The organism is Micromonospora sp. URMC 106 (assembly GCF_051386395.1).
Taxonomy (GTDB): Bacteria; Actinomycetota; Actinomycetes; order Mycobacteriales; family Micromonosporaceae; genus Micromonospora.
In genome coordinates, this window is the sequence record NZ_JBPQTP010000043.1 from 1 (window position 1) to 18,516 (window position 18,516).

The window sequence follows — 18,516 nt, forward strand, 5'->3', positions numbered from 1 at the left end:
CCCCCCCCCCCCCCCCCCCCCCCCCCCCCCCCGCCGAGAAAGGTTGTCAGATGGTTGCACTACCGGGGAGCCGCCGCCAGCGCGTACGCGTGCGCCGTCCCTCCGCCCGCGAGGCCGGCACGGCGCTGCTGTTCGTCCTGCCGTTCCTGCTGCTCTTCGTCGTCTTCCGGTTCGGGCCGGCGATCGCCGGGGTGGTCCTCGGCTTCACCGACTACACCGTCGGCGGCGACACGGGCTTCGTCGGGCTGGAGAACTTCCGCCGGCTCGTCGACGACCCCACGTTCTGGTCGGCGCTGCGGGTGACGGTGCTGTTCACCGTGTTGTCCGTACCGCTGTCGATGCTGGCCTCGCTCGGCATGGCGCTGCTGACCCGCCGGGCCTTCCGTGGCGCGAAGCTCTTCCGGTCCATCTTCTTCCTGCCGGTGGTGACCAGCCTGGTCCTGGCCGGCGTGGTCTTCACCTGGGTCTTCGCCGAGGACGGGCCGTGGTCGCGGGCGATGGGCGCGATCGGGCTGCCGGCCGGCTCCTGGCTCGCCGACAGCGTGCTGGTGGTCCCCGCGCTGGTGCTGGTCTCGGTCTGGTCCCGCTTCGGCTACGGCATGCTCATCCTGCTCGCCCGGTTGCAGGACATCCCGGCGGAGCTGGAGGAGGCCGCGCTGACCGACGGCGCCTCCGCCTGGCAGCGCTTCCGGTACGTGACGCTGCCCCAGCTGCGGCCCGCGCTGTTCTTCGTGGCCATCATCGAGACCACCGTGTCGGTCCAGGTCTTCGACATGATCTACGTGATGACCGGCGGTGGCCCGGTCCGCTCCAGCTACAGCATCGTCTACCTCCTCTACGACCAGGGCTTCAAGTACTTCGACCTGGGCTACGCCAGCGCCATCGGGGTCGCCCTGTTCGTCATGACGATCATCGTGGCGCTGATCCAGCGGTTGACCCTCGGGAGGGAAGAATGACGGACACGATCACGGCGCCGGCCACCGCCGTCCCCGCTGCGCCGACGGCGCCCAGGGGCTCCCGGCGGCCGTACCGACCCGGCAGGGCCAGCCGGGGCTGGTTGGTCGGACGCACCGCGCTGCTGCTGGTCGGCGCGGCGGTCACGCTGTTCCCCTTCTACGCGATGGTCGTGCTGTCGTTCAAGCCGACCGGGCCCGTGACGTTCCCCGACAGCCTGCTGCCCTGGCCGTTCTCCACCGAGGCGTACGACCAGGTGATCGGCGCCAAGAGCGTGCTGCGCTGGATGTGGAACACCGTCGTCTACTCGGTGGTGTCGGTCGTGGGCGTGCTGCTGTTCGCCTCGATGGCCGGCTACGCCTTCGCCAAGAAGCGCTTCCCGGGCAAGGAGACCATGTTCTGGTCGTTCCTGGCGATGCTGATGGTGCCGTACCACGTCACGATGATCCCGACGTTCATCATCATCAGCGAGCTCAACGGCGTCGACACCTACTGGGGCATGATCGTGCCGACCCTGGCCAACGCCCAGGCGGTGTTCCTCATGCGACAGTTCATCGCGTCGCTGCCCGACTCGCTGTTCGAGGCGGCCCGCCTCGACGGCTGCTCCGAGTGGCGGGTGTACGTCTCGATCGTGCTGCCGCTGATCAAGCCGATCCTCGCCACGCTCGGCGTGTTCGTCTTCCTGTGGCACTGGAACGACTTCCTGTGGCCGCTCATCGTCGGGCAGAGCCTCGACATGCGTACCCTCACCACCGGCATCGCCTCGCTGCAGCAGGAGAACGTGGCGCTGAACATGTTGCTCGCCGGGTCCGTGGTGGCGTTCGTGCCGATCTTCATGGCGTACCTGATCGGGCAGCGCTACTTCCAGGAGGGCGTCTCCACCACGGGTATCAAGGGGTGAGCGTCATCGCGGTGGCGGCGTCGCCGGAGGTCCGCGAGCTGTTCTTCGACGCCGACGCCTGGGCGGCGCTGCGCCGGCTGGGGGAGGTGCGGCTGCCGACGGCCGGCGCCGACGTCGGCGACGAGGCCACCCTGGCCCGGCTGCTCGCCGACGCCGACGTCGTCGTCACCGGCTGGGGGTGCGCGCCGCTGTCGGCGGCGGTGCTCGCCGCCGCCCCCCGGCTGCGGCTGCTCGCGCACACCGGGGCCAGCGTCAAACCGTTCGTCACCGCCGAGAGCTTCGCCCGGGGCGTGCGCGTCACCCAGGCCGGCGGCGCGATGGCGTACGCGGTGGGGGAGCAGGCTCTCGCGCTGACCCTCGCCCTGCTGCACGGGCTGCACCGCTTCGACCACGCGCTGCGGACCGGGGTCGACTGGGCGACCGCGAAGGCCGCGCCGCCCCGGCGGGAGCTGCGCGGGGCGACGGTCGGGGTCGTCGGCGCGTCCCGGACCGGCCGGGCCTACCTCGGCCTCGTCCGGGCGCTCGGCGCGCGGGTGCTGGTGGCCGACCCGTACCTCTCCGACGCCGACGCCGAGGTGCTCGGCGTCGAACGGGTCGGCCTGGACGACCTGCTCGCCCGCAGCCTCGTGGTGTCCCTGCACGCGCCGGTGCTGCCGCAGACGGTCGGGATGATCGGCGCGCGCGAGCTGGCCCTGCTGCCCGACGGCGCGCTGCTGGTCAACACCGCCCGCTCGGCCCTGGTGGACGAGGCCGCGCTGCTGGCGGTGCTGCGCACCGGGCGGATCGACGCCGCGCTGGACGTGTTCGACGCCGAGCCGCTGCCGGTGGACCACGCGTTGCGCCGGCTGCCGAACGTGCTGCTCACCCCGCACGAGGCGGCGGGGACTCTCGGGTCGCGGCGGCGCGCCGCCGGCATCGTCGTCGCCGAGATCGACCGGTTCCTCCGCGGGGAGCCGTTGCGCCACGAGGTGCGACCGGAGGACCTCGATCGCACCGGCTGAGCGGCGCTGACCTGCCCTGGCGCGGCGGGAGGCCGGATGAGTAGCCTCTGCGCTCATGCGCATCGCCCTCGCCGGACTGGCCACCAGTCACCCCTACACCGACGCCCGCACCCTGCGCGACGACGCGGAGCTGGTCGTGTGGGAGCCCGATCCGCAGCGGTTGGCGCGGTTCCGGGCCGAGCAACCGGACGCGGTCGTGGCGCCGGACCTGGCCGCGCTGCTGGCGACCGGCCCGGACGGTGTGGTGCTCACCGTCCCCACCTCGGACGTGCCGGACGCGCTGGCCCAGGTGCTGCAGCACAAGCTGCCCTGCTTCGTCAACAAGCCGGCCGCCGCCACCGCCGGGCAGCTCGAGCGGTTGGAGCGCGTCGTGGCGCGGGCGCCCGAGCTGGTGCTGACCTCGTCGGTGCTGCGCTTCGCGCCGGAGTTCGTCGCCTTCGACGTGCCGCGCGAGGAGGTGCTGTCGGTGCGCGCCACCGTCCGGCACGACGTCGGTCTCTGGGCCACCGGCTACAACCCGTGGCAGGACGATCCGGCGGTCGGCGGGGGCACCCTGGTCATGATGGGCCTGCACGGGGTCGAGTTGCTGGTCGCGCTGCTCGGGCCGGCGGTGCGGCTGGTCGGGGCCGCCCGCACCGTGCGCCGGCACCGGGGGCTGCGCTCCGAGGACACCGGGCTGCTGGCCGTGCAGTGGGACGACGGGGTGCCCGGCACGGTCGAGGTGCTCGGGGTCAGCGAGGGCGAGGCGTACGAGGTCACGGTGCACACCGCCGCGGGGGAGCGCCGGGTGGTGCTGCGCGGCGGGGCCGATGAGCTGGGCTACCGGGCCACCATCGACGCCTTCGTGGGCATGGTGCGGGGCGCGCCGAGCCCGGTGCCGTGGGCGCAGACCCGCGCGGTCCTGGACGTCCTCGCCTCGGCGCGCGCCATGGCCTGATCCCCGCCGGCCCGATCCGCGCGTCGGGTGCCTTGACGCCCCTCCGGTCGGAGGTTACGGTCATGACCGTTACTTCGGAAGGGGCGTGACTGGCATGCGTACGGTGGCGGAACTGGAGGAGCGGCTCTCGCGCCCGCGGGACGTCCTGGTGGACGACCTGCGCAAGCTCGACGGGGACATCCTGATCCTCGGGGCGGGCGGCAAGCTGGGGCCCAGCCTGGTCCGGCTGGCGCTGCGCGGCGTCGCCGCGGCGGGCACCGGCGCCCGCGTGATCGCCGTGTCCCGCTTCTCCGAGGCGGGGCTCGCCGACGCGCTGCGCGACGAGGGCGCCGTGGTGGTCGAGGCCGACGTCACCGACGACGCCGCCCTGGCCGCGCTGCCCGACGCGGCGAACGTGGTCTTCCTGGTCGGGGCGAAGTTCGGCACCTCCGGCCGGGAGCACGCCACCTGGGCCACCAACGCCTACCTGCCCGGGCGGGTCGCGCAGCGCTTCGCCGGCTCGCGCCTCGTGGCCCTGAGCACCGGCAACGTCTACCCGCTGGTCCCGGTGACCTCCGGCGGCTGCGTCGAGCGGACCCCGGTCCAGCCGGTCGGCGAGTACGCCATGTCCTGCCTGGGCCGCGAACGCATCCTCACCCACTTCGCGCTGCGCGACGACACCCCGCTGGCCCTGATCCGGCTCAACTACGCCGTCGAGATGCGCTACGGCGTCCTCGTCGACATCGCCCGCGCCGTGCACGCCGGCGACCCCGTGGACCTCACCATGGGGCACGCCAACATCGTCTGGCAGGGCTACGCCAACGAGGTCACCCTGCGGGCCCTGCACCACACGCGGACACCGCCGTTCGTGTTGAACCTGACCGGGCCGGAGCTGGTCTCGGTCCGTCAGGTCGCCACCGCGCTCGCCGCCCGGCTGGGCCGCGAGCCGGTCTTCACCGGCACCGAGGCGCCGACCGCGCTGCTGTCCAACGCCCAGCTCTGCCACCGGCTCTTCGGCTACCCCGACGTGCCGGTCGCCGAGCTGATCGACCTGACGGCGGACTGGGTCGCCGACGGCCAACCCCTGCTCGGCAAGCCGACCGGTTTCCAGCGCCGCGACGGCAACTTCTAGGAGAGACCGTGTTGACCGCATCGAGCACCCGACAGACCACGGCCCTGGCCCGGTTCCGGCGCGGCTGCGTCATCCCCGCGCACCCGCTCGCCCTGGACGCCGACCGACGGCTCGACGAGCGTCGGCAGCGCGCGCTGACCCGCTACTACCTGGCCTCCGGCGCGGGCGGCATCGCCGTCGGCGTGCACACCACCCAGTTCGCCATCCACGACCCGAAGGTCGGCCTGCTCGCCCCGGTGCTGGAGTTGGCCGCCGAGACCGCGGCCGGCTCGGACGCCGTGCTGGTCGCCGGCGCCTGCGGGGACACCGCCCAGGCGGTCGCCGAGGCGGAACTGGCCGCCTCGCTCGGCTACCACATGGTGCTGCTGTCGCCGTACGCGCCGCTCGACGAGGACGCCCTCGTTGAGCGGGCCCGCGCGGTCGGCGAGGTGCTGCCGGTGATCGGCTTCTACCTGCAACCGGCTGTCGGCGGCCGGGAGCTGTCCCGGGGCTTCTGGGCCCGGCTGGCCGCCCTCGAGTCGGTGGTCGGGATCAAGGTGGCGCCCTTCGACCGCTACCGCACCCTCGACGTGCTGCACGGCGTGTGCGCGGCCGGCCGCAACGGCGACCTCGCCCTCTACACCGGTAACGACGACCACATCCTCGCCGACCTCGTGGCCCCGCACCGGGTCATCGTGGACGGCCGGCCCGTCGAGGTCGAGTTCGTCGGTGGGCTGCTCGGCCAGTGGGCGGTCTGGGCGAACACCGCGGTGACGCTGCTCGACGACGCTCACCGGGCCCGCGCCGGCGACGACGCCGCGCTGCGCCGGCTGCTCACCCTCGACGGCCACCTCACCGACGCCAACGCCGCCATCTTCGACGCCGCCAACGGCTACCACGGCTGCATCCCGGGCATCCACGAGGTGCTGCGGCGGCAGGGCCTGCTGGCCGGCCGGTGGTGCCTGGACCCGGCCGAGGAACTCTCCCCGGGGCAGTTGGCCGAGCTCGACCGGGTGCACCGGGCGTACCCGCACCTGCGCGACGACGACTTCGTGGCCGCGCACCTGGACGAGTGGCTGGCCTGACCGGTCCCGACAACCTCGCGGGGTCGGCGGCGCGGCAGGTCTCCGCCGCCGGCCCCGAAACCGCCCGCCCGGCACAGGGGCGGGCGAGCGGTCAGAGCGTCAGGCGGTAGAGGGTCAGCGGGCGGCCGCTGGCGCCGGAGGCGAGGTTGCCGGTCCGCTCCGCCAGGCCGGCCAGCTCCAGGCGGTGCAGCATGCGCCGGGCGGTGCGCTGCTGCACGCTGAGCTGGTCGGCGACCTCCCGGCTGGTCAGCGGCTCGTCGCCGACCGCCGTGCGCACCTCGCGCAGCCGCAGCAGGGTGGGCACCGACAGGCCGACCCGCTGGGCGATGACCGCCAGGTTCACCTCGGCCGGCGGCGGGGCCGGCGCGGTCGACTCCAGCACGATGTCGGTCTCGCCGCGCAGCGACAGCACGGCCGTGGTGGCGCCGACCCGGCGGGCCCGGCTCAGGGCGCGGCGGGCCAGGTTCTCCGCCTCGGCGGCGCTGCGGCCCAGCCCGAACCCGATCTGCACGGTGTCGTGCCGGTCGGCGAGGCGGCGCAGCATCGGCAGCGCGGTGAAGCCGCCGGTGGCGTCGTGCAGCGGCCCGCGGGTGGTGACGATGAGGTACGTGTCGGGGGCGAACCGCGCGACGGTGCCGCCGAGCCCGGCCACCTCCTTGAGCAGCCCCTCGTCGCCGTCCGACAGGTTGGCCAGCCCGAGCGCGATCTGGGCGTCCTCCTGCGCCTGGCTGCCGACGTGCAGCATCAGCTGGCGCAGCGCGGTGCGCACCGAGTGGTTCGACGGGGCGAGGCGGAACGCCGGCATCTCGTGGCGCAGCACCTCGTACACCGAGCTGATGCAGGTGACGGCGACGTCCGCGCCGGACTTGCGCTGGCGGCGGTGGAAGGCGACCACGTCGTCGGAGCTCAGCCCGCTGCGGTACGGCAGCGACCGGACCCGGTCCACCGGCAGGTCGGCCTCGCCGAAGGTGCCGGCCACATCGGCGCCGGTGACGGTGTCGATCGACATGCGGGTGACGTCGTGCCCGTCGCGCAGCAGCCGCACGGCGGCCTGGAGCAGGGTCGCGCCGGTGTAGTCGACGAAGACCGCCGGCCGGTGCAGCAGGTTCGCCTCCCGGGCCAGGGTGTACGGCACGACGCCGGTGAACAGCCACGCCTCCACCTGACCGGCGTGCGCCTCCACGATCGCCGGGGCCTGCGACTCGTGGTCGTAGTGCAGCCGCCGGGCGTTGACGCCGGGCTGCTCCTCGCAGGTGGCGGCCACGTCGTCGACCAGGTCGTGCGGACCGACGACCCCGATCTCAATGGTCACCGCTGCCTCCTGTCGGGGTTGCGTTGTGCGCAGCACAAGATTACGGTCAGGCCCGGTATTACTGTAGCCCTGGGAGGGTGCGTGTCGTTTCCGAGCATGGCCGACGCCAGCGGCCGGACGATCGGCGCGGAGGAGCTGGCCGCGGTCAGCCGGGTGCTCCAGTCGGGCATGCTCAGCTCGGTCTGGGGCGCGGAGGTCCGCGCCCTGGAGCGCGAGATGGCTGACCGCCACGGAGTGTCGCACGCCGTGGCCGCCAGTTCCGGAACCGCAGCCCTGCACCTGGCCGTCGCGGCCGTCGCGCCCGACCCGGGCGACGAGATCATCACGTCTCCGATCAGCGACTTCGGCACGGTCGCGCCCATTCTCGCGCAGAACGCCGTGCCGGTGTTCGCCGACGTCGATCCGTACACCGGCAACCTGGACCCGGCGGCCGTCGCCGCCGCGATCGGGCCGCGCACCAGGGCGATCCTCGCGGTGCACCTGTTCGGCGCCGCCGCCGACCTGCGCGCCGTCGCCGACTCCGCCGGCGTGCCGCTGATCGAGGACTGCGCCCAGGCGTGGCTCACCCGCTACCCCGACGGCACCCTCGCCGGCACGGCCGGCGCGATCGGCTGCTTCAGCCTGCAGCAGTGGAAGCACATCACCTGCGGCGACGGGGGCCTCGCCGTCACCGACGACGCGGTGCTGGCCCGCCGGATGCGGCTCTTCGCCGACAAGGGCTGGCCGCGCGACGAGGCCCGCCGGCACGTCGGCCTCGGCCTGAACTACCGGATGACCGAACTCGCCGGCGCCGTCGCCCGCGCCCAACTGGCGAAGCTGCCCGGGGTGCTGGCCGACCGGCGGCGCACCGCCCGACGGCTGGCCGCCGCGCTGGCCGACCTGCCCGGCGTCCACCTGCCGGCGGATCCCGACGCACACGCCTGGTGGCTGTTCCCGATCGTGCTCGACCCGCCGCTGACCAACCACGAGGTGGCCGGGAAGCTCGCCGCCGCCGGCATCCCCGCCCGCGCCGGCTACCTCGACCAGCCGCTGCACTGCGCGCCGGCGCTGACCGAGGCCCCCGTCTACGGCACCTCCCGGTTCCCGCTCACCGTGCCGCCCGCCGACCGGCTGCCGACGTACGGGCCCGGCGCGTTCCCGGTCGCCGAACGGCTCATCGCGCAGACCCTGCTGGTGATCGACTGGAACGAGCGGTACACCGACGCGCACGTCGACGAGATCGCTGACGCCGTCCGCGCGGCGGTGGCCCCGTGATCGCGCCGGCCGCCGCGGCCCTGCGCGACCGGCTGCGCTGGCGGCTGGTCGCCGCCACCGCCACCCCGATGGACACCGACCGGGTCGTCGACGCCGCGGTGCTCGACCGGTACCTGCGCGGCCTGGTCGCCGACGGCGCGGACGCCCTCGCCGTGTGCGCCCACACCGGCCGCGGCCCCCACCTCGACCCGGCGACCCGCGACCTGGTCGTCCGCCACGCCGTCGACACCGGCGTCCCCGTGGTCGTCGGCGTGGGCGGCCGGCCGGGCGAGCACACCGACGACGTGGCGGCGCAGGCCGCCCGCGCCGCCGACCTCGGCGCGGCCGGCGTCCTCGTCTTCCCCGTCGACGGTGACGCGCTCGCCCACCACGACGCCGTCTGGCGCGCCGCCGGCCTGCCGATGCTCGCCTTCGACCTCTACACCCGGCCGTACGCCGCGTCGAGGCTGGCCGCCCTGCTGGCGCATCCCGGCGTCGCCGGGGTGAAGGTGGCCCGGCTGCACGACGCGCTCGCCTGCCAGGCCGCCCTGGCGGCGGCGCACCGCGCCGACCGCCTCGCCGTCACCGGCGAGGACCGGATGTTCGGGCCGTCGCTGATGTGGGGGGCGCAGGCCGCCCTGGTCGGCCTCGCCGCCGCCGCCGTGCCGGTCACCGCCGCGGTCCTGCGGGCGTACGCCGACGGCAAGCACGACGACTTCGTCGCCGCCTCCGCCCGCCTCGACCGGCTCGCCGAGGTCACCTTCACCGACCCGATGGAGGGGTACGTGCAGCGGATGCTCCACATCGCCGCCGACGAGGGCCGCATCCCCGCCAGCCACGCCGTCGACGCGTACGGCCCGGCGCTGCCCGACGGCGACCGCGACCGGGTGCTCACGGTGGCGAGGCAGCGGTGAGCGCCAACCCGTTCGTCGCGGCCGACCTGCCGCCGGTCACCTTCGACGTCGACGTCCTCGTCGGCCGGTACGCCGACCGGCCCGGCCCCACCGGCGAGCCCCGGCACGTCGCGGCCACCCTGGGCGCGAACGGCATCGCGCGGGCGGCCGTGGCCAGCCTGCGGGCGGCCCTGTTCGACGTGCCCAGCGGCAACGACGAGGCCGCCGCCCTGGCCGGCCCCACCGTCCTGCCGGTCGGCGCGCTCGACCTGCGGGATCCGCTCGGCGCCGAGCGGGAGGTCGTCCGCCTCGCCGAGCGTGGTTTCCGGGCGGTGCGCCTCTTCCCCGACGAGCAACGCGTCGAGCCGGACTTCCCGTCCGTGCGGCACGTCGCCCGCCGCGCCGCCGAGGCCGGTCTGGTCATCCTGGCCGGCGGGGACGTCCGCCGGTTCTGGCGGCCGCTGCGCGGCGCGACCGTGGTCTTCCTCGACACGCACTTCTACCACCTGGGCGACTTCGTGGTGGCGGCCCGCGACGAGCCCGGCTTCCACACCTCCACCCGGCTGCTCAACTCGCCCGACGCGCTGGAGACCGTCGCCGCCCACGTCGGCGTCGAGCGCCTGCTCTACGGCTCCCGCACCCCGTTCTACGAGCCGGTCGTGCCGCGACTGCGGCTGTCCCGCGGCGGCCTCGGGCCGGCCGAGGTGGCGGCCGTGGCGGGCGGCAACGCCCGCCGGATCCTGGAGGGCCAGGCATGATCATCGACGTGCACGCCCACTGGGGGCCGTGGTTCTTCAGCATGGACGTCGGGTCGGTCGCCACCAACCTCGCGGTGATGGACCGCTACGGCATCGACCTCGCCGTCGTCTCCGCCACCGAGGCGGTCATCTACGACGTCGCCGCCGGCAACCGGGCGATGGCCCGGGTCCTGGAGGCCAACGACCGGCTGCTCGGCTACCTGACGGTCAACCCGCGCCGGCTCGGCGACGCCGAACGGGACCTGCGCGAACTGCTCCCCACCGGCCGGTTCGTCGGCGTCAAGATCCACACCGACTACACCGGCTCGCCGGCGAACTCCCCGCAGGCCCGGGCGGCGCTGGAACTCGTCGCCGCGCACGACCTGCCCGCCCTCGTGCACACGTGGGACGCGACGCCGCTCGACCTCGCCCAGGCCGTCGCGGACATCCCCGGGCTGCGGGCCATCGCCGGACACATGGGCGCGAACGGCTGGCGGCACGCCATCGAGGCGGCCAACTCGGTGGACCGGCTCTGGCTGGAGCCGTGCTTCTCGCACACCGAGGCGGGCCGCTTCGCCGCCGTGGCGGCGGCCGTCGACCCGCGGCGGCTGCTCTTCGGCACCGACGCCACCCTCATCGACCCGGCCGCGGCCTTCGGGGCGGTGCTCGCCGCCGACCTCGACGCGGAGCTGGCCGAGCGGGTCGCGTGGCGTAACGCCGCCGAACTGTTCCGCCTCGACGTGTCCCGAGGTGCGTAGATCCAGCGTCCGGGTCCCTGATGGCGCGCTCAACCGCAGGTGGCGAGGCAGCGGCCGCACCGTCTGACGACGAAGCCTCGGCCCGAGCTACCGGGCCCGCTTGTCCTCGACGGGTACGACGTCGAGCTCGTGGCCGTCCTTGTCTCGCTTGCGGCGTCCGTGCAGACCTACGGCCAGATCGCTGGTGTCGGAGACCTCGTCGGGTCCTACGTAGGTGAGCACGTCGTTGTGGTGGCCGTAGACCACCCATCCGGGACCGGGATCGAGGGTGATGGTGCCGAAGTCTCCGGCAGGTGAGCCGGCGTAGACGGGGCTGTACTCCCGCAGGATGTCGACGGCCTGGGCGGCGAGGTCAACACCGGGTTCGGGGTCCGGCAACACGACGCAGGTGCCGTGGGCGAATGCGACCCAGGACTTGCTCTCCCCGCGGATGATGCGACGCCAGGTTCCGGCCAGATCGTGCTCCGACTGAGCAAGGCGTCTGCGCAGATGGGCGGAGGCTGACAGCGGGGCAGGCCGTCGCCAGGTCGTCGGGCGCCGAGTCGCGCCGACTGACGATCGCCAGGTGGACAGGGCGCTCAGGCGAGGCGGTGGTCGAGGGCGGTGTGGCGGCGTCCGGCGCCGACGGTGCGGACGGCGGCGGCGAGGGCACGGCGGGACCCGACGAGGACGACGAGCTGCTTGGCGCGGGTGACGGCGGTGTAGAGCAGGTTGCGTTGCAGCATCATCCAGGCGCTGGTGGTCAGGGGGATGACCACGGCGGGGTACTCGGAGCCCTGCGAGCGGTGGATCGTCATGGCGTACGCGTGGGCGAGTTCGTCGAGTTCGTCGAAGTCGTAGTCGATGTTCTCGTCCTCGTCGGTGCGTACGGTGAGGGTCTGCTCCTCGGGGGTCAGGGCGGTGACGATGCCGACGGTGCCGTTGAAGACGCCGGCCTGGCCCTTGTCGTAGTTGTTGCGGATCTGGGTGACCTTGTCGCCGACGCGGAACACCCGCCCGCCCGCGCGGCGCTCGGGTTGCCCGTCGCGGGCCGGGGTGAGGCGCTGTTGCAGCAGCGTGTTCAGGGCCGCGGCGCCGGCGGGACCGCGGTGCATGGGGGTGAGGACCTGGACGTCGCGGCGCGGGTCGAGGCCGAAGCGGGCGGGGATGCGGGCGCAGGCGACGTCGACGGTCAGGGTCGCGGTGGCCTCGGTGTCGTCGCAGGCGAACAGGAAGAAGTCGTTCAGGCCCTGGAGCAGGGGCGGCTTGCCGGCGTTGATGCGGTGGGCGTTGCTGACGACCCCGGACTCCGCGGCCTGGCGGAAGATCTGCGTCAGCCGGACGCGGGGGATGGCCGGGGCGGCGAGCAGGTCACGCAGGACCTCGCCGGCGCCGACGGAGGGGAGTTGGTCGACGTCGCCGACGAGCAGCAGGTGCGCGCCGGGCGGGACGGCCTTGACGAGCTTGTTGGCCAGGATGAGGTCGAGCATGGACGCCTCGTCGACGACGAGGAGGTCGACGTCGAGGGGATTGTCCCGGTCGTGGCTGGCCTCTCCGCCGGGGCGTAGCTGCAGCAGCCGGTGCACGGTGGCCGCGGGATGCCCGGTCAGCTCGGACAGTCGCTTGGCGGCGCGGCCGGTCGGCGCGACGAGGGTGACCTTGGCCTTCTTCGCGGCGGCGAGTTCGACGACGGAGCGGACGGTGAAGCTCTTGCCGCAGCCGGGTCCGCCGGTGAGCACGGCGACCCTGGAGGTGAGGGCGAGCCGGACCGCCTGTTCCTGCTCGGGGGCGAGCTCGGTGCCGGTGCGGGCCTTCAACCAGGCCAGCGCCTTTCCCCAGTCGACGCCGTTGAAGTGGGGCAGCCGGTCGGCGCGGTCGCGCAGCAGCCGTAGCAGCGAGCCGGCCAGGGACTGCTCGGCGCGGTGGAACGGCACCAGGTACACCGCCGACGTCGGTTCGCCGTCCGGTCCGGGCAGCGTCTCGCGGACCACGCCCTCTTCGCTGACGAGCTCGTCGAGGCAGGCGGTGACGAGGTCGCCGGGCACGTTGAGGATCTTGGTGGCGTCGGCGACGAGTTGGGCGTCGGGCAGGTAGCAGTGGCCGTTGTCGGTGGCCTCGGACAGGGTGTACTGCAGGCCGGCCTTGACCCGCTGGGGGCTGTCGTGCGGGATTCCGACGGCCTGGGCGATGGTGTCGGCGGTCTTGAAGCCGATGCCCCACACGTCGGCCGCCAGCCGGTACGGCTCGTTGCGCACCACGGTGATGGAGGCGTCGCCGTACTGCTTGAAGATCCGCACGGCCAGTGAGGTGGACACGCCGACGCCCTGGAGGAAGACCATCACCTCCTTGATGGCCTTCTGCTCCTCCCACGCCGCGGTGATCTTCGCGGTGCGTTTCGGCCCCAGGCCGGGCACCTCGACCAGGCGGGCGGGTTCGGTCTCGATGACGTTCAGGGTGTCGAGGCCGAAGTGGGCGACGATCCGCTCGGCGAAGACGGGGCCGATGCCCTTGACCAGTCCCGAGCCGAGATAGCGCCGGATGCCCTGGATCGTGGCCGGCAGGACGGTGGTGTAGGAGTGGACCTCGAACTGCCGGCCGTACTGCGGGTGTGACGACCATCGGCCGGACAGGCGCAGGCTCTCGCCGGGCTGGGCTCCGAGCAGCGCCCCGACCACGGTGAGCAGGTCGCCGCCGCGGTCGGTGGACACCCGGGCGACGGTGTAGCCGGTCTCCTCGTTGACGTAGGTCAACCGTTCGAGCACCGCGTCCAGCACGGCCGGCGGCGGGGGAGTGGGGGCAGGCACCCGCCCATCCTGCCTGTCGCCGGCGCGGCGCTGTCATCAGCCCGACCGGGCGCCACGTCCGTAGCTGTCGTCCGGTGCGCGGCCCGGCTGCGCCCTTGTCATCTCGGATCCGTGTCGCTGGTGGCCGGCGCGGGGGAGCGCTGGATGCGTCGAAGGGCGAGCAGCCCGCCGACGCCGGGGATGGCGGCGAGCCAGCGGGCGCCGGGGGTGGCGGCTTCGGTCAGCCAGGTGCAGGCGATGACGGCGAGGTAGGAGGCGCCGTGCACGGGGCCGCCCAGGGCGCTGATCGCCTCGGCGTGCACGGTGGCCAGGTTGGCCAGCAGGATGACCAGGGAGATCGCCTCGGCCGCGGCCACGATCCGCAGGGTGCGCACGTCGGTCACACTCCCGTCGTGGAGCCGGGACGGACGATCATCAGGACGACCACGATCGCCCAGAGCACGTTGAACATCCCGGTGGTCATGGCCAGCCGGCTCGCCGCCGCCCGCGTTCCGCTGTCGACGGTCGCGTGGTCGGCCGGGGCCAGTAGGCGCCGTTGGCCGGGGAGGATGACCAGCGCCAGGAGGGCGGCGGCGATCGCGGTGAGCGCGATCGAGGTGAGGAGCCAGGCGTCGGTCAGGACGCCGAGTTGCGCGCCGGTGGCGAGCCCGAAGGCGGGGACGAGCACGCCGACGACCGTGTAGGCGCGGCAGGTGCGGTGCAGGAACGCGGCGATCTGGGGCGCTCGCCCGCCGGGATCGCCTCCGCCGCCGGCGTAGCGCGGGAAGAGCGAGGCGGCCACGGCGATCGGCCCGATCGCCAGGATCGCCGCCAGGACGTGCACCGACAGCAGCAGCTTGGTCACCGGTTCCCCTTAGGTTGGTGCCCTACATATTGGCTACCAATGGATAGCACACCTACGGCAGGAAGGGTAGGCTGCCTACCGATGAAGGACGACGCCGTTCGCGGGCACCTGGACGCGCTGCTACTGGCCGCGCTGGAGCAGGGGCCGCTGCACGGCTACGCGATCATCGCGGCCGTCCGGGACCGCAGCGGCGGAGCCCTGGAGCTGCGTACGGGCACCATGTATCCGGCCCTGCACCGGCTGGAACGGCTCGGGTTGCTGCGCAGCGACTGGCAGTCCGTCGGCGAGCGCCGCCGTCGCTGCTACGAGTTGACCGACGCCGGCCGGGGAGCCCTGGTCGACAAGCGCACGGCCTGGCGCGAACTCACCTCCGCGATCGGGGCCGTCCTGGAGCCCTCGCCGACGCCGAGGCCGGCCACGTGACGGCCCTCGACCGCCGCGCCGAGCCCGGACGCGACCCGATCGAGGAGCATCTCGCGGCCCTGGCGGCCGCGCTGCACGGCCCGGCCCGCGCCAAGGCCCGGATGCTGACCGAGGCGCGCGACGGCCTCACCGACGCCGCGGCGGCACTCGCCTGCGGTGCGACCCCCGACGACCGTGCCGCTCGTCAAGCGGTACGCGACTTCGGCAGTGTCGACGAGGTCGCGCCCGCCTTCCAGCAGGAACTCACCGTCGCCCAGGCCCGCCACACCGCCCGTGCCGTCGTCCTCGCCGTCCCGTTCCTGCTGGCCTGTTGGCACCTGGTGACCGTCGTCGGCGGGGGCCAGGGCCGGCACGTGCCCCACCTCGCCCAGGTCCTGGCCGCCCACCTGGGTGGTGTGGCCGCCGCGGCCGCCCTGCTGGCCGGGGCGTCGCTGGCCGCCACCGGCGTCCTGGCCCGCCGGCTGCCCACCCCGCACCGGCTTCCGCTGATGGTCGCCTGGGCCGGCACCGCCGCCACCGTCGCGCTGGTGACCAGCGCCCTCACCCTCGCCGTCGCGGCGGCGCTGGCCGGGAACTGGGCGCTCGGCGCACTCATCGGTGTGCTGACCGTCGCCCTGCACACCAGGATCGCTGCTGCCGCCCGCGCCTGCCGCCAATGTGCCCGCGCCCCGGTCGTGGCTGCCGTCGACACGTGGTCCTGATGTCCGGCGCGCGCCGGGTGGGCGGGGGACGTCCCGATGCGATCATCAGCGGCATGTCCGACCTCCCGGAAGACCCCGCGGCGACGCACGGACCGGCCGGCCGCCTCCACTGGATCGACAGCGCCGGTGGGCCGCTGGTCGTCGTACCGGCGACGGCCCTGTCCGCGTGGCGCGGCGCGGCCGACGACTTCGACCCCGACGACCTCGACACCTGGGGCGACTACGGCCGCGCGTGCGCGGTCGAGGGGTACGCGGGCGTCGTGCAGGTGGGTGACGCCGAGGCGCTGATCCTGGCCGACGAGCCCGCCACCACCACCTACCTTCCCGAACGTCGTCTCTTCGTACGATGGATCTTCGCGGACTCCGAGGCCGAGGTCGTCCGGCTCGTTCCCGACGCGGTCGACAGGGCCGACTGGGAGGACGCCGGCAGTTGGACGACCAACGGGCCGGCCGAATTGTTCGACGCCGCCCTCAGCGGTGACGAGGCCGAGCCGACCGGTCACCTCCGTGTCGAGGTGGAGCCGGGCACCTACCGGCTCCGTACGGCATGTGTCGAGATCGGGGACACGACGACGCTGGGACTGGTCCACCTGGCCGGGTAGGCCGGGTCCGGCGAATCTCCGGGCTCAGCCCCGGCCGCCCCTTCGGCGCGCCGTGGCTGTCGGCGGGGTGCGGTACCGTCCCGCCATGGCAGCCAGGATCGACCTGACCCTCGACGGCGCGGACGCGAAGCTCCTCGGCGAGTTCTGGAAGACGGCACTCGGTTATGTGGACGAGCCGCCGCCCGCTCCCTTCAGCACCCGCGAGGAGTGGCACGCGAGTTTCGACCCGCCCGAGGACGACTCGGCGGACGACGCGGTGTGGCTGTGCGATCCCGACGGCGTCGGGCCCCGGCTCTCCATCCTCAGGGTGCCCGAGCCGAAGACGGCGAAGAACCGACTGCACATCGACGTCCGGGTGCCGGGGCATGGCAACCCCGACGAGCGGTGGGCGCGGATCAGGGCCGAGTCGGAGCGGTTGGTGAAGGCGGGCGGGTCCGTCCTGCGGGAACACGCCGGGCACCACATCGTGATGGCCGACCCGGAGGGCAACGAGTTCTGCGTCGCCGCGACCTCGGCGTGACGGCTGACCAGCGCACTCCGATCTGACACACCGCGAGCAACTGCGCGAGCATCTGGCTCGCACACCGGGCGCGCGAGCACGTGCAGGCCCGCCGGCCCCGCTTCCCACCCGACCCCCGCCTCCAGCAGGAGGTGGCCGAACGGTTCCTGACCGCGGCGCTCGGCGGTGACCTGCGCGGGTTGATGGCCGTCCTCGCCCTTGACGTCACCCTGTGGACCGACGGCGGCGGCAAGGGGCCCGCCACCAGCCTGCATCCGGTGCACGGCCGCGACGCCGTGGCACGGCTGTTCGTCGCGGTCGCCGCCGGCGTCCCGGCGGGACTCGACATCCGCTACCGGCCGGTCAACGGCGATCCCGCCGCGATCCTGTTCGAGCGCGGGGCCCGCTCGCGGTCCTCGTCCTCGACCTCGATCCCGAACAAGAAGTGGGTACGTGGCGTCTTCTCCGTCACCAACCCCGACAAGCTCTCCCGCGTCGGCGGCTGAGGCAGCCGGCCGCCGACGCGGGGGAGAGGCTCGCAGCGACCTGGCCCACGGTCCTTGTCACGGCACCGGCTGCGGAGGGGGAGGCCCCACGTAGCGCGAGTCCGGCCGGATGATCTTCGTGTCCTCGGCCTGTTCGAGTACGTTCGCGCACCACCCGATGACCCGGCTGGTGGCGAAGGTCGGCGTGAACATCTCCCGGGGCAGCCCGCACAGGTGCATGACGACACCCGCGTAGTACTCGACGTTGGTGTGCAGCTCCCGGCCGGGCTTCAGCTCCGCCAGCAACGACAGCACCCGCTCCTCGACGGCCACGGCGAAGTCCACCAGCGGCCCGCCGAGGGACTGGGCGATCCCCTTGAGCATGCGGGAGCGGGGGTCCTCCGTGCGGTAGATCGGGTGCCCGAAGCCCATGATCCGCTCGCCGTTCAGGATGCGCGCGCGCAGCCACGGGTCGGCCCGGTCGACGGAGCCGATGGCGTCGAGGGTGTCGAGGGCCCGGCTGGGAGCTCCGCCGTGCAGGGGGCCGGAGAGCGCCCCGAGGGCGCCGCCGACGCAGGCGTAGAGGTCGGCGCCGGTGGAGGCGATGACGCGGGCGGTGAAGGTCGACGCGTTGAAGCCGTGGTCGACGGTGGCGATCAGGTACCGCTCGATCGCCCGGGCGTGGAGTTCGGAGGGCTCCTCGCCAGTGATCATGTACAGGTAGTTCGCCGCGTGCGACAGGTCGTCGCGCGACCCGATCGGCTCCAGGCCCGCGCGCAGCCGGAACAACGCCGCCAGCAGGCTGGGGGTGAGGGCGCAGAGCGCCATGGCCTGGGCCCGGCGTTCGGCGGGCGTGGTGTCGTAGAGCGGGCGGGCTCCGGCGGCGAGGCCGGCGACGGCCAGCGCGGCGCGCAGCCCGCCCATCGGGTCGTGCGACGTCGAGGCGGCGGCGATGTCGGGCAGCGCGGCGGCCACCGCGGGCGGGATGTGGCGCAGCGGCGCGATCTCCTGGTGCAGCGCCTTGGGGTCGGTGGGAAGGCGGCCGTCGATGAGCAGCGCCCAGACGTCCTCGAGGGTGCGGCGCTCGGCCAGGTCGATGGCGGAGTACTGCCGGTAGTGGTAGAAGCCCTCCTGGCCGCGGACGTGGCCGATCGTGGTGTCGGTGACCGCGACGCCGGCGAGTCCGCGGGGAACGGTGATGGTGTCAGCCATGCCGGCAGCGTCACGCCCACGCATCACCCCAGTCAACATTGATCCAGTCAACATGAGAGCATGGCC

General features: G+C 73.8%; 21 protein-coding genes. 15 read left to right on the plus strand and 6 right to left on the minus strand.

Going from position 1 to position 18,516, the window contains the following annotated elements:
* The first annotated feature begins 50 nt into the window (after window positions 1-50).
* The 6 genes from ACSNOB_RS15615 to ACSNOB_RS15640 all read left to right on the plus strand — a co-directional run bounded on the left by ACSNOB_RS15615 (window position 51) and on the right by ACSNOB_RS15640 (window position 5,968).
* Window positions 51-956: a carbohydrate ABC transporter permease gene (locus ACSNOB_RS15615; RefSeq protein WP_436687280.1), complete on the plus strand. Its 906-nt coding sequence runs from the start codon at window positions 51-53 to the stop codon at window positions 954-956.
* A complete protein-coding gene (locus tag ACSNOB_RS15620) occupies window positions 953-1,855 on the plus strand; it encodes a carbohydrate ABC transporter permease (RefSeq protein ID WP_436687281.1) in 903 nt (300 codons plus the stop codon). Before ACSNOB_RS15615 ends, ACSNOB_RS15620 begins: the two co-directional genes overlap by 4 nt.
* A complete protein-coding gene (locus ACSNOB_RS15625) occupies window positions 1,852-2,856 on the plus strand; it encodes a hydroxyacid dehydrogenase (protein ID WP_436687282.1) in 1,005 nt (334 codons plus the stop codon). The genes ACSNOB_RS15620 and ACSNOB_RS15625 overlap by 4 nt, the downstream gene beginning before the upstream one ends.
* A gap of 55 nt (window positions 2,857-2,911) precedes the next feature.
* Complete coding sequence (locus ACSNOB_RS15630; protein WP_436687283.1) at window positions 2,912-3,793, plus strand: Gfo/Idh/MocA family protein; 882 nt, start codon at window positions 2,912-2,914, stop codon at window positions 3,791-3,793.
* A gap of 94 nt (window positions 3,794-3,887) precedes the next feature.
* On the plus strand, window positions 3,888-4,904 hold the full coding sequence (locus ACSNOB_RS15635) for an NAD-dependent epimerase/dehydratase family protein (protein WP_436687321.1): 1,017 nt from the start codon (window positions 3,888-3,890) through the stop codon (window positions 4,902-4,904).
* Between the two features lie 8 nt (window positions 4,905-4,912).
* Window positions 4,913-5,968: a dihydrodipicolinate synthase family protein gene (locus ACSNOB_RS15640; RefSeq protein WP_436687284.1), complete on the plus strand. Its 1,056-nt coding sequence runs from the start codon at window positions 4,913-4,915 to the stop codon at window positions 5,966-5,968.
* A 91-nt stretch (window positions 5,969-6,059) separates the two neighbouring features.
* On the opposite strand, the gene ACSNOB_RS15645 is transcribed toward ACSNOB_RS15640, so the two are convergent.
* On the minus strand, window positions 6,060-7,280 hold the full coding sequence (locus ACSNOB_RS15645; protein ID WP_436687285.1) for a hypothetical protein: 1,221 nt from the start codon (window positions 7,278-7,280) through the stop codon (window positions 6,060-6,062).
* Between the two features lie 81 nt (window positions 7,281-7,361).
* Here ACSNOB_RS15645 and ACSNOB_RS15650 point away from each other — a divergent pair, with 81 nt between their 5' ends.
* The 4 genes from ACSNOB_RS15650 to ACSNOB_RS15665 are packed head-to-tail and all read left to right on the plus strand — an operon-like array spanning window position 7,362 to window position 10,901.
* Window positions 7,362-8,534, plus strand: a complete 1,173-nt coding sequence (locus ACSNOB_RS15650) for a DegT/DnrJ/EryC1/StrS family aminotransferase (RefSeq protein WP_436687286.1) — start codon at window positions 7,362-7,364, stop codon at window positions 8,532-8,534.
* Window positions 8,531-9,427: a dihydrodipicolinate synthase family protein gene (locus ACSNOB_RS15655; RefSeq protein WP_436687287.1), complete on the plus strand. Its 897-nt coding sequence runs from the start codon at window positions 8,531-8,533 to the stop codon at window positions 9,425-9,427. Before ACSNOB_RS15650 ends, ACSNOB_RS15655 begins: the two co-directional genes overlap by 4 nt.
* Window positions 9,424-10,164: an amidohydrolase family protein gene (locus tag ACSNOB_RS15660; RefSeq protein ID WP_436687288.1), complete on the plus strand. Its 741-nt coding sequence runs from the start codon at window positions 9,424-9,426 to the stop codon at window positions 10,162-10,164. The genes ACSNOB_RS15655 and ACSNOB_RS15660 overlap by 4 nt, the downstream gene beginning before the upstream one ends.
* Window positions 10,161-10,901 (plus strand): amidohydrolase family protein, encoded by a 741-nt coding sequence (locus ACSNOB_RS15665; protein ID WP_436687289.1) that lies wholly within the window; start codon window positions 10,161-10,163, stop codon window positions 10,899-10,901. The genes ACSNOB_RS15660 and ACSNOB_RS15665 overlap by 4 nt, the downstream gene beginning before the upstream one ends.
* 87 nt (window positions 10,902-10,988) lie before the next feature.
* On the opposite strand, the gene ACSNOB_RS15670 is transcribed toward ACSNOB_RS15665, so the two are convergent.
* The 4 genes from ACSNOB_RS15670 to ACSNOB_RS15685 all read right to left on the minus strand — a co-directional run bounded on the left by ACSNOB_RS15670 (window position 10,989) and on the right by ACSNOB_RS15685 (window position 14,528).
* On the minus strand, window positions 10,989-11,279 hold the full coding sequence (locus tag ACSNOB_RS15670; RefSeq protein WP_436687290.1) for a hypothetical protein: 291 nt from the start codon (window positions 11,277-11,279) through the stop codon (window positions 10,989-10,991).
* Window positions 11,280-11,479: 200 nt separating this feature from the next.
* Window positions 11,480-13,684 carry an SF1B family DNA helicase RecD2 gene (recD2, locus tag ACSNOB_RS15675; protein ID WP_436687291.1) on the minus strand — a complete coding sequence of 735 codons (2,205 nt, stop codon included), beginning with the start codon at window positions 13,682-13,684 and terminating at the stop codon, window positions 11,480-11,482.
* A gap of 98 nt (window positions 13,685-13,782) precedes the next feature.
* Entirely contained in the window at window positions 13,783-14,067 is a 285-nt protein-coding gene (locus tag ACSNOB_RS15680) for a DUF3817 domain-containing protein (protein ID WP_436687292.1), read from the minus strand.
* Window positions 14,064-14,528, minus strand: a complete 465-nt coding sequence (locus ACSNOB_RS15685; protein WP_436687293.1) for a DUF2269 family protein — start codon at window positions 14,526-14,528, stop codon at window positions 14,064-14,066. The genes ACSNOB_RS15680 and ACSNOB_RS15685 overlap by 4 nt, the downstream gene beginning before the upstream one ends.
* A gap of 81 nt (window positions 14,529-14,609) precedes the next feature.
* Between ACSNOB_RS15685 and ACSNOB_RS15690 the strand changes: the two genes are divergently transcribed.
* The 5 genes from ACSNOB_RS15690 (at window position 14,610) to ACSNOB_RS15710 (ending at window position 17,259) form a co-directional block, all read left to right on the plus strand.
* Window positions 14,610-14,951 carry a helix-turn-helix transcriptional regulator gene (locus tag ACSNOB_RS15690; RefSeq protein ID WP_393106745.1) on the plus strand — a complete coding sequence of 114 codons (342 nt, stop codon included), beginning with the start codon at window positions 14,610-14,612 and terminating at the stop codon, window positions 14,949-14,951.
* Window positions 14,948-15,652 (plus strand): permease prefix domain 1-containing protein, encoded by a 705-nt coding sequence (locus tag ACSNOB_RS15695; protein ID WP_436687294.1) that lies wholly within the window; start codon window positions 14,948-14,950, stop codon window positions 15,650-15,652. The genes ACSNOB_RS15690 and ACSNOB_RS15695 overlap by 4 nt, the downstream gene beginning before the upstream one ends.
* Before the next feature lie 53 nt (window positions 15,653-15,705).
* On the plus strand, window positions 15,706-16,254 hold the full coding sequence (locus ACSNOB_RS15700) for an Imm21 family immunity protein (protein WP_436687295.1): 549 nt from the start codon (window positions 15,706-15,708) through the stop codon (window positions 16,252-16,254).
* Window positions 16,255-16,339: 85 nt separating this feature from the next.
* A complete protein-coding gene (locus tag ACSNOB_RS15705) occupies window positions 16,340-16,774 on the plus strand; it encodes a VOC family protein (RefSeq protein ID WP_436687296.1) in 435 nt (144 codons plus the stop codon).
* Window positions 16,775-16,905: 131 nt separating this feature from the next.
* Window positions 16,906-17,259, plus strand: a complete 354-nt coding sequence (locus tag ACSNOB_RS15710; protein WP_436687297.1) for a hypothetical protein — start codon at window positions 16,906-16,908, stop codon at window positions 17,257-17,259.
* Between the two features lie 57 nt (window positions 17,260-17,316).
* Here ACSNOB_RS15710 and ACSNOB_RS15715 read toward each other — a convergent pair whose 3' ends face one another.
* Window positions 17,317-18,450 (minus strand): citrate synthase, encoded by a 1,134-nt coding sequence (locus ACSNOB_RS15715; protein ID WP_436687298.1) that lies wholly within the window; start codon window positions 18,448-18,450, stop codon window positions 17,317-17,319.
* Between the last annotated feature and the right edge of the window lie 66 nt (window positions 18,451-18,516).